The sequence below is a fragment of the Vogesella sp. XCS3 genome, from assembly GCF_020616155.1.
Taxonomy (GTDB): Bacteria; Pseudomonadota; Gammaproteobacteria; order Burkholderiales; family Chromobacteriaceae; genus Vogesella.
Map to the genome: position 1 here is coordinate 2,261,416 of NZ_CP085530.1, position 13,424 is coordinate 2,274,839.

Consider the following 13,424-nt stretch of genomic DNA (forward strand, 5'->3'; position numbering starts at 1 on the left):
CGCCGGTTAGTCTTATTTGGCAGGCCAGGAGGGTCTCGAACCCCCAACCCTCGGTTTTGGAGACCGATACTCTACCAATTGAGCTACTGGCCTAAAACCTTCATCAAGCGATAATTTTTGCTACCACGCCGGCGCCAACAGTGCGGCCACCTTCGCGGATCGCGAAACGCAGACCTTCTTCCATAGCGATCGGAGCGATCAGTTCTACGGTGATTTCTACGTTATCGCCTGGCATAACCATTTCCACGCCTTCTGACAGGCTAACAGCACCAGTCACGTCAGTAGTACGGAAGTAGAACTGTGGGCGATAGTTAGCGAAGAACGGAGTGTGACGGCCGCCTTCGTCTTTGCTCAGTACGTATACGGAAGCAGAGAACTTGGTGTGCGGGGTGATGGAACCCGGCTTGGCCAGAACCTGACCACGCTCAACGTCTTCTCGCTTGGTGCCACGCAGCAGCACGCCAACGTTATCGCCAGCTTGACCTTGGTCCAGCAGCTTACGGAACATTTCCACGCCGGTGCAGGTGGTTTTTACGGTGGCTTTCAGGCCAACGATTTCCAGTTCTTCACCAACTTTAACGATACCGCGCTCTACACGACCGGTAACCACAGTGCCGCGGCCGGAGATGGAGAATACGTCTTCGATCGGCAGCAGGAACGGCTTGTCGATAGCACGTTCTGGAGTCGGGATGTAGGAATCCAGGGCATCAGCCAGACGGAAGATGGCTGGTTCGCCGTATTCGGATTGGTCGCCCTCCAGTGCCAGACGAGCGGAACCGGTAACGATCGGAGTGTCATCGCCTGGGAAGTCGTAGGAAGACAGCAGATCGCGCACTTCCATTTCAACCAGCTCCAGCAGCTCAGCGTCATCCACCAGGTCAGCCTTGTTCAGGAAGACGATGATGTAAGGAACGCCAACCTGACGGGACAGCAGGATGTGTTCGCGAGTCTGTGGCATTGGGCCGTCAGCTGCGGAGCAAACCAGAATAGCGCCGTCCATCTGGGCAGCACCGGTAATCATGTTTTTAACGTAGTCGGCGTGACCTGGGCAGTCTACGTGAGCGTAGTGACGTGCTTCGGTTTCGTATTCTACGTGAGCGGTGTTAATGGTAATACCGCGAGCTTTTTCTTCTGGCGCGCTGTCGATCTGGGAGTAGTCTTTAGCTTCGCCGCCGAATTTCTTGGACAGAATGGTGGTGATAGCTGCAGTCAGAGTGGTCTTACCATGGTCCACGTGACCGATGGTGCCAACGTTTACGTGCGGCTTGGTCCGCGCAAACTTTTCTTTTGCCATGGCAAATTCCCTGATAACGAATAAAGTCTACATTTAAATGATGGTGCTCATGGGCGGAATTGAACCGCCGACCTCTCCCTTACCAAGGGAGTGCTCTACCCCTGAGCTACATGAGCTTCACATACAAACCATTCAACAACTTGGAGCGGGTGAAGGGAATCGAACCCTCGTCGTAAGCTTGGAAGGCTTCTGCTCTACCATTGAGCTACACCCGCCTACGATCCGGACGACTTCACAATCTTGCCGCCAAGATGCATAGCAACTGGTGGGGGGAGAAGGATTCGAACCTTCGAAGGCTGAGCCGTCAGATTTACAGTCTGATCCCTTTGACCGCTCGGGAATCCCCCCGTGAAGAAGCCCGAATAGTATAGACACCTTGCCAATGCGTCAATAGCTTTTTCGAGAATTTTTCTAGTTTTCCAAGAAAAAGCCCCGCATGGCGCGGGGCTTTGTTGCAAATCAGTCACTTAGCTTTAGGCCTTGCCTGTGATGATCAGGTATTTTTTATGCAGCTCTTCCTGAGTTTCCGGGCGATCCGGGTCCAGCGGGATGCAATCGACCGGACAGACTTGCTGGCACTGCGGCTCGTCATAGTGACCAACGCACTGCGTGCACAGGTTCGGGTCGATCTGGTAGATCTCCTCGCCCTGCGAGATCGCGTTATTCGGGCATTCCGGCTCGCAAACATCACAGTTGATGCACTCGTCGGTAATAATCAAAGCCATAGTAATTTCCTCAAGTATTCCACATTGTGAATTCTGTCACTCACCCCTCGCACAAGCAAGTTCGCGGGGTTATATCTTTATTCGTGCGATTCTGCACGCAACAACCATGAGTGCACCTTGCCCGCGCGCAAGCTACGCTCGATCTGCCAGCCTGGGAAGTCGCACGACTGCGGGGTTTCGATGTACAGCTTGCCACCAGGCGCCAGAATGGCGGCCAACTGCGGCAAGACCTGCTCGAGCAGTGCACTCTGGTAAGGCGGGTCAACAAAGATAACGTCGAACTGCTCGCGGCAGTTCTTCAAATACGTCAGCGCATCCTGCACCAGAATCTCGATCTCATTGGCAGCCAATAGCTGCTTGTTCTTTTGCAGGATGGCAGCAACCGGGCGCATCTTTTCAACCAGCACGACACGTGGCGCCTCGCGCGAGGCGGCCTCGAAGCCCAGCGCACCGCTGCCGGCAAACAGATCCAGACAACGCTTGCCGTACAACTCCTGCCCCAGCCAGTTAAACAACGTCTCACGCACGCGATCAGGGGTTGGCCGCAAACCTTCTGCTTCTGGCACATCCAGCAAGCGTCTGCGGTATTTTCCACCAATGATACGAACCTTGTTGCGCTGCTGCGTCATGCATCCTCCTGAATTCAAGGGCAGAATTCTACATCGTCAACGTCGTGCCGTCCCAACTGTTGATGCAGCAGCCCGCTTCCGATTTATTCCTTATATATAGATTCTGGCGTTTTGCTATTTGTTGACACTTCATTCCCCCGTACACAATGGTTTTAAGGCTACAATCTGGCTTTATTTTGTGTGCAGATTCAATAAGCATGTTCAGCTTCTTCAAGAAAAAGACTCCGCCAGCCGAGACCACCACTACCGAGAAGGTAGCGGAACCTGTTGCCATCGAACCCAGCGCCCCTATCGCGCCACCAGCACCGGAGGCACAGGCGGATGTTGCAGTCGCCCCCCACGCAGCTGCTGAGCCGCCACGCAAAGCTAGCTGGACCGAGCGCCTGAAAGCCGGCTTGTCCAAAACCCGCGACAAGCTAGGCAAGCAATTGGCCACGCTGTTCGGTGGCGGCAAGATCGATGAAGATCTGTACGAAGAGCTGGAAACGGTACTGCTGACCGCCGATATGGGCGTGGATGCTACCAACCACCTGCTTAAAGATGTACGTGATCGCGTAAGCCTGGGCGGCCTAAAGGACGCCAGCGAGCTGAAGGGCGCACTGAAGTCGTCGCTGGGCGAGCTAATCGGCCCGCTGGAAGTGCCACTGGATACCGCAGGCAAGAAACCATTCGTGATCATGATGGTGGGCGTGAACGGCGCCGGCAAAACCACGTCTATCGGCAAACTCGCCAAGTACTTCCAGAGCCAGGGCAAGAGTGTGCTGCTAGCCGCTGGGGATACTTTCCGTGCTGCTGCTCGCGAGCAACTGATGGCCTGGGGTGAGCGCAATAACGTGACCGTTATTGCCCAACAGAGCGGTGATGCCGCAGCAGTCTGTTACGACGCCATCCAGGCAGCCACGGCGCGTGGTATTGATATCGTGCTGGCGGATACCGCCGGCCGCCTGCCCACGCAGCTGCACCTGATGGAAGAAATCAAAAAGGTAAAGCGCGTTATCCAGAAAGCCATTCCGGATGGCCCGCATGAAGTCATGCTGGTACTGGATGCCAATATCGGCCAGAACGCCATTAACCAGGTAGTCGCGTTTGATGATGCGCTGGGTCTGACTGGCCTGGTGCTCACCAAGCTGGATGGCACCGCCAAAGGGGGTGTCATTGCAGCCATCGCCAAGCAGCGCCCGGTACCGCTGCGCTTTATTGGCGTGGGCGAAAGCATCGATGACCTGCGCCCGTTCCAGGCCGGCCCGTACATCGACGCGCTGTTTGACTAGTCACCCGCTTGCTGCGGCCAACCTTTGCCCTTGATGAGGAGGCGCAATGATCCAGTTTGAACAGGTGAGCAAACGCTACCCGGGCGGGCACGATGCGCTCAAGAACCTGTCGTTCACCATAGATAGTGGCGAAATGCTGTTCCTGGCCGGCCATTCCGGCGCAGGTAAAAGTACCCTGCTGAAGCTGATTTCCGGTATAGAACGCGCCACCAGCGGCAATGTACTGGTGAACGACCAAAACCTGAGCCGCCTGCGCCCCAGCCAGCTACCCTATGTGCGCCAACACATCGGCATCGTGTTTCAAGACCACAAGATCCTGTTCGATCGCAGCGTATTCGACAATGTAATGTTGCCGCTGGACATTATCGGCTTTGACCGCCGCGATGCTGCGCGCCGCGTACGCGCAGCACTGGACAAGGTAGGCTTGCTGGGCAAAGAAAAGGTGATGCCGGTACGGCTATCCGGCGGTGAGCAGCAGCGGCTATGCATCGCCCGGGCCGTAGTGCACCGCCCCAGCATCCTGCTGGCTGACGAGCCGTCGGCAAACCTTGACCGCGCTTACGCACTGGACATCATGGAGCTGTTCAAATCGTTTCATCAGGTAGGCGTCACCGTCATTGTGTCTGCACACGATGAAACCCTGATGGAAGACTACGGTCGCCGCATTATCCGCCTGCGCGAGGGCCAGTTTGCCTCATGAAACACTACTTCTACCTGCACTGGCAGGATGCCCGCCTTGCCCTGCTGAAAATGCTGCGCCAACCCGTGGGCAGCTTGCTGAACCTGCTGATGCTGGCCATTGCCCTGTCGCTGCCTGTTTCGCTATACCTGGCAGCAACCAGTGTGCAAACGTGGGTGGGCAAGCTTACCGCCACACCACAAATCACGCTGTTCATGGAGCTGTCCACCGAACAAGCCGACCTGGCTGCCGTACAAGCCAGCCTGCAAACCCACCCGCGCGTGGCCAGCTTCAGCTTTGTCTCGAAGGATGCCGCCTTGCAACAGCTGGAGCAGCGCAGCGGTATGAGCGGTATTGGTGAAGGCCTGGGCAGCAACCCCCTGCCCCACGCCTTTGTGGTGCAACCCAAAGCCGATGCCACACCAGAAGCACTGGAAATGCTGCAACGCGAGCTCTCCGGCCTTCCCATGGTAGAGCAGGCCCAGTTTGATGCCGCCTGGGCCAAACGCCTGCACGGTTTACTGGAGCTGGCCATGCAGCTGGCCTGGTTTCTGAGCATCAGCTTTGGCCTGGCGCTGGTGCTGATTACCCACAACAGCATACGCATGCAAATACTGGCGCGGCAGGAAGAGATCGAAGTCGCCAAACTGATTGGCGCGACTGATAGCTTTATCCGCCGTCCTTTTATGTATTACGCCGTATGGCAAGGCCTGCTCAGCACCCTGTGCTGCTGGGCACTATGCAGTGTGTTTGTTGCCCAAGCCGCGCCAGCATTAAACGGTTTTGCCCAGCTCTACAGCGAAAGTATTATGCTGCGTAGCCTGCTGCCGACCGAGCTGCTGATGTTGGCCGCAGCCAGTATTGGCCTGGGCATTGTCGGCGCCCGCCTGGCGGCAGACCACTACCTGCGCAAACTGCGCGCCCGCTAAGCCGCTATCACCATCATAAATAAATGCCATCGCCGGGAACCTGTGCACTTCTGGCACTCTCCTACCGGGAGTGCTAAGATCAGCTCAGGTTTCCACAAGGATAATCAGCGTATGACCACGATTGCTTTGCCCGTACTCTCTGCCAACGGCAGCCTGGAACAGTATATCCAGACCGTCAACAGCATCCCCATGCTCACGCCGGAAGAAGAGTTCGAGCTTGCCACGCGCCAGCAGGAACAAGGCGACCTGGAGGCAGCCAAGCGCCTGGTGCTATCGCATCTGCGCGTAGTGGTATCGATTGCCCGCGGCTACTCTGGCTATGGCCTGCCGCAAGCCGACCTGATTCAGGAAGGCAATATCGGCCTGATGAAAGCGGTAAAACGTTTTGAACCTACCCGCGGTGTACGCCTGTTCTCGTTTGCCGTGCACTGGATCAAGGCCGAGATTCACGAGTTCATTCTGCGCAACTGGCGCCTGGTGCGCATTGCCACAACCAAGCCACAACGTAAACTGTTCTTCAACCTGCGCAGCATGAAGCAGGGGTTTTCTGCCTTGTCAGAAAAAGAGGCGCAAGCCATTGCCGAACAGCTGGGTGTCAAACCGGAAGAAGTGCGCGAAATGGAAACGCGCATGAGCGGCCAGGATATGGCGCTACTAGCGGATGAAGGTGACGACGAAGGCTTTGCACCCATCGACTGGCTGGCTGACAGCCACCACGAGCCGACCCGCGCCATGGAACGCCGCGCGCTGGACACGCTGCAAGGTGAAGGCATCGAACACGCGTTGGCCACGCTGGATCCGCGCAGCCGCCGCATTATCGAAGCACGCTGGCTGGCCGATGACAGCGGCGCCACATTGCACGACTTGGCTGCCGAATTTGGCGTATCTGCAGAACGCATCCGCCAGATCGAAGCCAAAGCGCTAGGCAAAATGAAAACCGCGCTGAGCCACGGTGTTGTAATAGACGCCTGATCTCTCTCGGAGAGCTAGGCAAAACAAAGCCCGCTTGCATCACAAGCGGGCTTTCTCATTTGCAGCAGGCCACCTCACGCCAGCTGGGCTTTTTTTCGCTAGCGGTACTGCGGCGGCAGCTTGTCTGTAGCCGCCTGTGCCATGGCGCGCAGGCGAGCCCAGGCCGGCTCGCCTTCGTCCAGCTCGGCCAGAAAATCCGGCGCGTATGTCGGGAATGACGCCAAAGCCAGGCTAAAGGTATGCGCCGCCTTTTCCTGCTCGCCAGCCAGTGCTTCCATCTGTGCCTTGCGCCGCAGCACATCCGGGTAAGGGCGGAACGCTGCCATCAGCTCCAGCCAATGCCGCTGCGTTTTCAGTGCCTGCGGCGTCGGTGTAATGACATCATCCAGCAAACCAAGCGCGTGGGAGGCGAACATCGGTTCATGGCGGATAATCTGCTCCAGACGCTGCTGCTGGCGCTGGGTCGTCGGGTAATACAGCCCTTGCATCTCGCGATAACGCCAGCTGCCATACGCCGCCAAAACCAGCAATGCAATAGCCAGCACCGTATACAGCGGCGTTAGCCAAACGATGGGTGCCTCATCCGCCTCGGGTGCCAGCGCCAGCATCATCACCATCACGGCGGGAAAGTACAGGTACCACAGCGGGTACTCCAGCATGCTATGGATCAGCGTCACCGCCATGATGGCCAGCGGCACCAGATGTACCGGCTCGACGCGACGGCCAAAGTAAGGCCAGGCCGCCCAGGTAAAACCCAGCACCGCACACAATGTACCAACCAGCCCCATTTCGGCCAGCAGCTGAAACACCAGATTATGGGCATTGGCAAACAGCCCGCTATTGACGCCGGCATTGGCAAACTGCGGCAGCATCTGCAAGCGCACACTCTCGGAGGCATATTGATACCAGCCAAATCCGTAGCCCGGATGCTCGGTAAACACGATCCAGGCTTTGCCCCATTCCGCCAAGCGCCGCGCGCCCATGCCATCACTGTTTGCGGCCAACCTTTCCAGGCCACTCGCAGCAACCGGCCCATGCAGAAGGGGGGCGAGCAGCTTCTCTGCCAACGGCAAGGCAAACTGCATCGCCACAATCAGTGCCACAGCCAGCCACATCACACGCATCATTTTTGCCGACTGCGACACGCGCAAGCGCCAATGCCACCAGCCTGCCATGATCGCCAGCGCAAACGCATACAACAGCACGGTACGGGAACCGGCAAAGGCAATGGACAAGGAAAGCCAGGCGATAGCGCCCCAGAGCCAGCGTCGCGCCGGTTGGCCACTCACCAATAGCCACGCAGCCGCAATTACCCCCCAAGTCAGGTAATGCGCGTACTGGTTACGTTGGCCGATATGACCGAATACATTGGTCGTTGGGTGGCTACTGTCGTAGAACAGCACACCACCCATGACCTGCGCCAGACCAGTGACTTGCGCCAAACCGATCAGGGATTGCAGTAGCGTGCCGATCAGGATCGCTTTGCACAAATAGGTAATCAGCGCTTCCGCTCCCCAGCGCAGACGCAAGCGTATGACAACAAGCGCCAACACCGACAAGGCAACAAAGGCCAATGCCGTGGCCTGATTCAGGCCAGGGAATAACACGGGTAGGAACCACGGCTGCAATGCCCACACCAGTGCCAAGACCATCATCCAGATGCTGGCCCTTGGCCACGCCGAAGGGGTGCCGGGCAACAACAAGCCGGCTAGCGCGGCGCAGCAAACCACGGTGATTTCGCCCCACCACTGCGGCAAAGGCAGAAAGTGGAAACGCGACAGAAAAGGAAAAATAGTGATCGCGGCCAACAGCAAGGCAGCAATACGGACACGCTTGGTGTCATCCATCAGAGAAGCAGACATGAATCACGCTCACAGGCGCTAGCAAAGGCCGAAGCATAGCCGATGCCAGGCCAGCGAGCAAAAACAGCTAGTTAAAGTGCGGTAAGCGCGGCGGGCGCACTGGTAAACCGGTGGTAACCTGGCGTACCAAGGCTGCATCGCCCTGACGCTGTTGTGTTACAGCCCCCATAGCCGCTTTATCCAGTAGTGGCTGTAGGCGAGTATCGCTACTACTGGCAATCACCATGGCACAACGCGGTGCATCGTACGGATACGCAGCTTGCAACATACGCAAACTCTCTTGCGCTGCAACGGGCTGGCCAGACCACTGGCGCAGCATGGCCAGCTTGCACAGCAGCATGGGGTAAGGCCGGTAAGCAACCAACTCCTCGTGGTGGCGCAGTTTGATCGCCAGCTGGCTAGGCGACGGCACCAGGAAGTTGCTCAACATCAGCTCGGACTCGAAACGCCAGAAAGGGTTGGCCGACAGGCTAATAAGCTGCTCGATCTGCTGCTGGTTCTGCTTGATATCGCGCGATGGGTTCTGGCTAGCTACCAGCAGCGGGAACACCATGGCACCCTTGGCAACATACAACAGCGTGGCCACACCCAGGATGACAGCGCCCACCCTGCGCATACTGGCACGCAGCGCCAGCTCTACCCCTGCTTTCGGCGACAATGCCAACACCACAAAAAAGGCAAACAGAAATGGGAGATACCATAGCGGGTACTCAAACATCGAGTGCCCCAGTGTAATCGCCCCCATCAAGAGCAAGAATGCATTCTCGGCTGTAGCATGCTGGCGCTGCAGGTAGGGCCATAAGGCTGCGGCGGCGACGCTCGCAGCCAACAGCGTAGCCGGGATGCCCGTTTCTGCGGCCAACTGCGTGATAAGGTTATGGCTGTGGGTAAACAGGCTGCTTTCCGGTACCTTGGTCAAACCGCCAAATGTCTCCAGCCAGACCGACTGATAGCCATAGCCGCCATAACCGGTACCCAGCCAAGGATACGCCTGCACGATCTCCCAACACTTAGCCCATTCCACGCGGCGGCGGGCACCAAAACCGGCATCACCAAGGCGGTCCAGGCCAGAGCCAATGTCCAGCCCAAACAGCCACAGCGCCAAAGGCTTACCGGCTAACTGAGAAAGTACCACCACCACCGCAGCCCATAGCAAAGCCTGACCGATACGCAACTGCGGCTCGCGGCGGTGCCATAAGGCCCCAACCACCAACATTGCACCCGCATAAGCCAGCGGCAAACGTCCACTAGACCAAGCTGCAAGTAGTGACAAAAACATCACCAGTACGACAGCCAGGCCAACGTGCAACCGCTGCCGGCTCCACAGGTAGGCAGCAGCCACTACGCCCCAGCTCAGCACGTGGGCAAACTGGTTACGCTGGCCGGCATTACCCATCACTTCGCGCCCACCAAATACCACCCACCCCTTGGCCAATGGCGCCCAGCCTGCTATCTGCACCACGCCGATCAACGCTTGCAACAAGGCACCGGCCAGCACCGCATAAGCCAGCCAAGCAACCAGCCGCTCCCGCCCCCAGCGGTCTTGCTGCGCAGCCAGTAAGCTGGCTCCGAGTACTACCAGCAACACGCCAAACAGCTCGAACGGCAACATCCCCGCACTATGCTGCTGATAACGCCACAAGCTGCCAAGCCATAGCAGCAGCCACCACATGGCAAAACCCGGCAAGAACCATGGCACAGTGGTAAAGCGGGCTTGATCACGACGCGCCTGCCAGCTGGCCAGTAGCAAGGGAACCGCCACCAGCACCAACGTGAGCGCATTCGTCCACCAGTCCTGTACCGGGCTGTAGCGGGCAAAATTCAACAACGGCAGAATGTAGACCAGCAGGAGAGGAAGCAGAATCGCGGTAGGTAGCATGGGCTTTGGTAATGAAAAAAGGAGTGTTTGCACACTCCTTTAATTAAATCAGACTGCTGTATTAGCGGCAGTTGGACGGTACGTATTTGGCGTCAACGTTTGCAGCAGAATCCAGCTTGGTAACACCAGTTGTTGGTGCAGAAGCGCATGTCCATTGCAGGGATCCGTTATTAATAGTTGGGTTCAGCCAAATTGCAGAACCGCTGGTTACTTTAGCATTATAGGTAATCTGCACTACACCACTAGCAAGTACAGACACTTTATCAACCGCATTACCTTTGATATCAGTATTTGTTGCCACACCGTATGAAGCATTAAGCGGAGCAGTACCTGTAACAAATGCATTATTAGTAGCGTAGTACTCAGTCACGGCAGTCTTTGCCGCTGCTGCCAGTGTCAAACCTTCCGAGACGTGAGCCCGCTTGGTGTAGTCCTGATAAGCCGGGATAGCGATAGCAGCCAGGATACCGATAATAGCTACAACAATCATCAGTTCGATCAGGGTAAAGCCCTGTTGTACACGTTTCATAATGAACACTCCATGGTTATATACAAGGCTATGCCTTGAAAGATAGCCGCCTATTAACGGCAGTTAGATGGGACATACTTGGCATCAACGTTAGCTGCACTATCAAGCTTTGTTACACCAGAGGTCGGCGCTGCAGCACACTTCCATTGCAACGAGCCATTATTAATGCTTGGATTAAGCCATATGGCAGAGCCACTAGTCACTTTGGAGTTGTAAGTAATTTGTACCACACCATTAGCAAGTACAGATACTTTGTCGACAGCATTGCCCTTAATGTCAGTATTTGTTGCCACACCGTAAGAAGCGTTAAGCGGGGCCGTACCACTGACAAAAGCGTTATTAGTAGCATAGTACTCGGTTACTGCGGTTTTAGCTGCAGCTGCTAGAGTCAAGCCTTCCGACACGTGTGCTCGTTTGGTGTAGTCCTGATAAGCCGGAATAGCGATCGCGGCAAGGATACCGATGATGGCCACAACAATCATCAGTTCGATCAGGGTAAAACCCTGTTGTACACGCTTCATAGTGAACGCTCCATAGTTATAAACATGTCTAGGCTTTGGTGGGTTACTGCTACTCAATTACGGCAGTTGGATGGCAACAGCCGCGTCAAATCGCTATCGCCACTGCACACCCAGCGGTAACTGCCGGAGGCTGTGGTTTGCGGAGTCAGCCACACGCGGGCCCCGCTAAAAATCTTGCTGCTGACTTCTACGCTGATGACGCTCACCGAACCAGAAGCCTGCACATCCAGACGGGCGATACTTCCACCGCGCGAGGCGGTGGCATCGGCAATGCCGGCACTGGTGTTACTGGCTGGCCAGCTACCGTTGGCCGCATGGTATTCCTCTACAGCAGTTTTAGCGGCGCTGGCAGCTACCAGCACCTCGCTGATGTAAGCGCGCCGGGTGTAATCCTGGTAAGCCGGGATAGCGATCGCCGCCAAGATGCCAGTGATGGCCACTACGATCATCAGTTCGATCAGCGTAAAGCCGGACTGTCTGTTCTGCATTTCATACTCGCTGCGCACTGTATCGCAGCAAGTTAGAGCAATATTCAGGCCAGCCAAGCAACGATCATGCCAATAAAATTTAAAATGGCAGTTTCCTTTATTATCAACATCATGGCACCACTGAAAACCACATTCTGCCAAACTAGTACTGACCATTTTTTGTCATAAGTGACAATTTTTGTCAGTTCGATAGCGCACTCTCAGTCGTGCTAGCATCTGCTCTATATTTCCGAGCAGACCTTACCATGACGCAACACTCCCAGGACTGGCTGGCCCGCAGCCGAGCCGCCGTTTGGCACCCTTGTACTCAAATGAAACGCCACGAAACCCTACCCATTGTGCCTATCGCGCGGGCGGATGGCATCTGGCTGGAAGATTTTGACGGCAAGCGTTACATCGATGCCGTGAGCTCCTGGTGGGTAAACCTGTTTGGCCACAACCAGCCCCGTATCAAGCAGGCCATCAAAGACCAGCTCGACACATTGGAACACGTGATCCTGGCGGGTTTTACCCATCAGCCGGTCGTGGCACTGTCTGAAAAGCTGGCAGCGCTGTCTGGCCTGGGGCATGCGTTTTATGGCTCGGATGGGGCCAGTGCGACTGAAATCGCCCTGAAGATGAGCTTTCACTACTGGCGCAATATCGGCCAAACCGGCAAGCAGCGCTTTGTCAGCCTGGAGAACAGCTACCACGGTGAAACTGCCGGCGCGCTGGCAGTCACCGATGTGCCACTGTTTTCCACCACCTATGCCCCGCTGCTGAAAGAAAACTACCGCGCGCCCAGCCCGGACAGCAGGTTGGCCGCAGCAGGTGAAAGCGCAGAAGACGTGGCGCTGCGCGCCGCGGATGCCCTGGCCGCCTTGCTGCACGAAAAACACCATGAAATTGCCGCCCTGATCGTCGAGCCGCTGGTACAAGGCGCTGCGGGCATGGCCATGTACCACCCGGCGTATCTGCAGCGTGCGCGCGCCCTGTGCGATCAATACCAGATACACCTGATTGCCGACGAGATTGCGGTAGGCTTTGGCCGTACCGGTACGCTTTTTGCCTACCAGCAAGCAGGTATCACGCCGGACTTTCTGTGCCTGTCCAAGGGCATAACCGGGGGCTATTTACCGTTATCGTGTGTCCTTACCACCAACACGGTCTATCAGGCTTTTTACGATGACGACGTCACCCGTGGTTTTCTGCACTCGCACAGCTATACCGGCAACCCTCTGGCATGCCGTGCCGCGCTGGAGGTGTTAGCCATCTTTGAAGAAGAGTCGGTACTGACCCGCAATCGCGATACCGCAGCGCGTTTCAGCCAGTACCTGGCACGCGTGGCGGCCCACCCTGCCGTGCGGCATTTCCGCCATCAGGGCATGATTTGGGCCTTCGACGTTGACTGCACGCGACACGACTTCGCCGTGGCATTTTTCAGCGGCATGCTCTCGCGCGGCTGCCTGGTGCGGCCTATTGGCAAAACGGTGTACTTCATGCCGCCTTACATTATCGAGGAGGCGCATATGCTGCAGCTGGTCGAGAGTACCTGCACCGTGCTGGACGATATCCTTGCGGGTACCGACGCCTACGAACGACAAGAAAGCCCGCTACCGTAAATGTTGCTGGCGGTACAACTGATCAGTTCAATATACTTACGTCAT

Annotated in this window: 13 protein-coding genes and 4 tRNA genes; 5 read left to right on the forward strand and 12 right to left on the reverse strand. The window is 56.6% G+C overall.

Annotated elements, in window-relative coordinates:
• Positions 1–17: 17 nt before the first annotated feature.
• From LCH97_RS10805 to rsmD, 7 genes are all read right to left on the reverse strand, one after another.
• Positions 18–93, reverse strand: a tRNA-Trp gene (locus LCH97_RS10805).
• Positions 94–103: 10 nt separating this feature from the next.
• Positions 104–1,294 (reverse strand): elongation factor Tu, encoded by a 1,191-nt coding sequence (gene tuf, locus LCH97_RS10810; protein ID WP_017507378.1) that lies wholly within the window; start codon positions 1,292–1,294, stop codon positions 104–106.
• Positions 1,295–1,335: 41 nt separating this feature from the next.
• Positions 1,336–1,410 (reverse strand) — tRNA-Thr (locus tag LCH97_RS10815).
• 25 nt (positions 1,411–1,435) lie between these two features.
• Positions 1,436–1,509 (reverse strand) — tRNA-Gly (locus tag LCH97_RS10820).
• Between the two features lie 48 nt (positions 1,510–1,557).
• Positions 1,558–1,642 (reverse strand) — tRNA-Tyr (locus tag LCH97_RS10825).
• A 125-nt stretch (positions 1,643–1,767) separates the two neighbouring features.
• A complete protein-coding gene (locus LCH97_RS10830; protein WP_017507390.1) occupies positions 1,768–2,019 on the reverse strand; it encodes a YfhL family 4Fe-4S dicluster ferredoxin in 252 nt (83 codons plus the stop codon).
• 77 nt (positions 2,020–2,096) lie between these two features.
• Positions 2,097–2,648, reverse strand: a complete 552-nt coding sequence (gene rsmD / locus LCH97_RS10835) for a 16S rRNA (guanine(966)-N(2))-methyltransferase RsmD (RefSeq protein ID WP_227301694.1) — start codon at positions 2,646–2,648, stop codon at positions 2,097–2,099.
• A gap of 197 nt (positions 2,649–2,845) precedes the next feature.
• Between rsmD and ftsY the strand changes: the two genes are divergently transcribed.
• The 4 genes from ftsY (at position 2,846) to rpoH (ending at position 6,499) form a co-directional block, all read left to right on the forward strand.
• Positions 2,846–3,919: a signal recognition particle-docking protein FtsY gene (gene ftsY, locus LCH97_RS10840; protein ID WP_227301695.1), complete on the forward strand. Its 1,074-nt coding sequence runs from the start codon at positions 2,846–2,848 to the stop codon at positions 3,917–3,919.
• A 46-nt stretch (positions 3,920–3,965) separates the two neighbouring features.
• Complete coding sequence (ftsE, locus tag LCH97_RS10845; RefSeq protein ID WP_017507393.1) at positions 3,966–4,619, forward strand: cell division ATP-binding protein FtsE; 654 nt, start codon at positions 3,966–3,968, stop codon at positions 4,617–4,619.
• On the forward strand, positions 4,616–5,527 hold the full coding sequence (ftsX, locus tag LCH97_RS10850) for a permease-like cell division protein FtsX (protein ID WP_227301696.1): 912 nt from the start codon (positions 4,616–4,618) through the stop codon (positions 5,525–5,527). The genes ftsE and ftsX overlap by 4 nt, the downstream gene beginning before the upstream one ends.
• Before the next feature lie 111 nt (positions 5,528–5,638).
• Complete coding sequence (gene rpoH, locus LCH97_RS10855) at positions 5,639–6,499, forward strand: RNA polymerase sigma factor RpoH (RefSeq protein ID WP_227301697.1); 861 nt, start codon at positions 5,639–5,641, stop codon at positions 6,497–6,499.
• Between the two features lie 98 nt (positions 6,500–6,597).
• On the opposite strand, the gene LCH97_RS10860 is transcribed toward rpoH, so the two are convergent.
• The 5 genes from LCH97_RS10860 to LCH97_RS18795 all read right to left on the reverse strand — a co-directional run bounded on the left by LCH97_RS10860 (position 6,598) and on the right by LCH97_RS18795 (position 11,778).
• Positions 6,598–8,361 (reverse strand): PglL family O-oligosaccharyltransferase, encoded by a 1,764-nt coding sequence (locus LCH97_RS10860; protein ID WP_227301698.1) that lies wholly within the window; start codon positions 8,359–8,361, stop codon positions 6,598–6,600.
• 67 nt (positions 8,362–8,428) lie between these two features.
• Positions 8,429–10,240, reverse strand: coding sequence for a PglL family O-oligosaccharyltransferase (locus LCH97_RS10865; RefSeq protein WP_227301699.1), 1,812 nt, complete (start codon positions 10,238–10,240; stop codon positions 8,429–8,431).
• A 61-nt stretch (positions 10,241–10,301) separates the two neighbouring features.
• A complete protein-coding gene (locus LCH97_RS10870; protein WP_227301700.1) occupies positions 10,302–10,769 on the reverse strand; it encodes a pilin in 468 nt (155 codons plus the stop codon).
• A gap of 53 nt (positions 10,770–10,822) precedes the next feature.
• Positions 10,823–11,290: a pilin gene (locus LCH97_RS10875; protein WP_227301701.1), complete on the reverse strand. Its 468-nt coding sequence runs from the start codon at positions 11,288–11,290 to the stop codon at positions 10,823–10,825.
• Between the two features lie 53 nt (positions 11,291–11,343).
• Positions 11,344–11,778: a pilin gene (locus tag LCH97_RS18795; protein WP_304956710.1), complete on the reverse strand. Its 435-nt coding sequence runs from the start codon at positions 11,776–11,778 to the stop codon at positions 11,344–11,346.
• 311 nt (positions 11,779–12,089) lie between these two features.
• Here LCH97_RS18795 and bioA point away from each other — a divergent pair, with 311 nt between their 5' ends.
• A complete protein-coding gene (gene bioA, locus LCH97_RS10890; protein WP_255619203.1) occupies positions 12,090–13,379 on the forward strand; it encodes an adenosylmethionine--8-amino-7-oxononanoate transaminase in 1,290 nt (429 codons plus the stop codon).
• Positions 13,380–13,424 lie beyond the last annotated feature (45 nt).

Excerpts from the sequence above, each read along its gene's own strand:
- tuf (WP_017507378.1), bottom strand. The coding sequence starts at position 1,294 with ATGGCAAAAGAAAAGTTTGCGCGGACCAAGCCGCACGTAAACGTTGGC.
- LCH97_RS10830 (WP_017507390.1), bottom strand. The coding sequence starts at position 2,019 with ATGGCTTTGATTATTACCGACGAGTGCATCAACTGTGATGTTTGCGAG.
- rsmD (WP_227301694.1), bottom strand. The coding sequence starts at position 2,648 with ATGACGCAGCAGCGCAACAAGGTTCGTATCATTGGTGGAAAATACCGC.
- ftsY (WP_227301695.1), top strand. The coding sequence starts at position 2,846 with ATGTTCAGCTTCTTCAAGAAAAAGACTCCGCCAGCCGAGACCACCACT.
- ftsE (WP_017507393.1), top strand. The coding sequence starts at position 3,966 with ATGATCCAGTTTGAACAGGTGAGCAAACGCTACCCGGGCGGGCACGAT.
- ftsX (WP_227301696.1), top strand. The coding sequence starts at position 4,616 with ATGAAACACTACTTCTACCTGCACTGGCAGGATGCCCGCCTTGCCCTG.
- rpoH (WP_227301697.1), top strand. The coding sequence starts at position 5,639 with ATGACCACGATTGCTTTGCCCGTACTCTCTGCCAACGGCAGCCTGGAA.
- LCH97_RS10860 (WP_227301698.1), bottom strand. The coding sequence starts at position 8,361 with ATGTCTGCTTCTCTGATGGATGACACCAAGCGTGTCCGTATTGCTGCC.
- LCH97_RS10865 (WP_227301699.1), bottom strand. The coding sequence starts at position 10,240 with ATGCTACCTACCGCGATTCTGCTTCCTCTCCTGCTGGTCTACATTCTG.
- LCH97_RS10870 (WP_227301700.1), bottom strand. The coding sequence starts at position 10,769 with ATGAAACGTGTACAACAGGGCTTTACCCTGATCGAACTGATGATTGTT.
- LCH97_RS10875 (WP_227301701.1), bottom strand. The coding sequence starts at position 11,290 with ATGAAGCGTGTACAACAGGGTTTTACCCTGATCGAACTGATGATTGTT.
- LCH97_RS18795 (WP_304956710.1), bottom strand. The coding sequence starts at position 11,778 with ATGCAGAACAGACAGTCCGGCTTTACGCTGATCGAACTGATGATCGTA.
- bioA (WP_255619203.1), top strand. The coding sequence starts at position 12,090 with ATGAAACGCCACGAAACCCTACCCATTGTGCCTATCGCGCGGGCGGAT.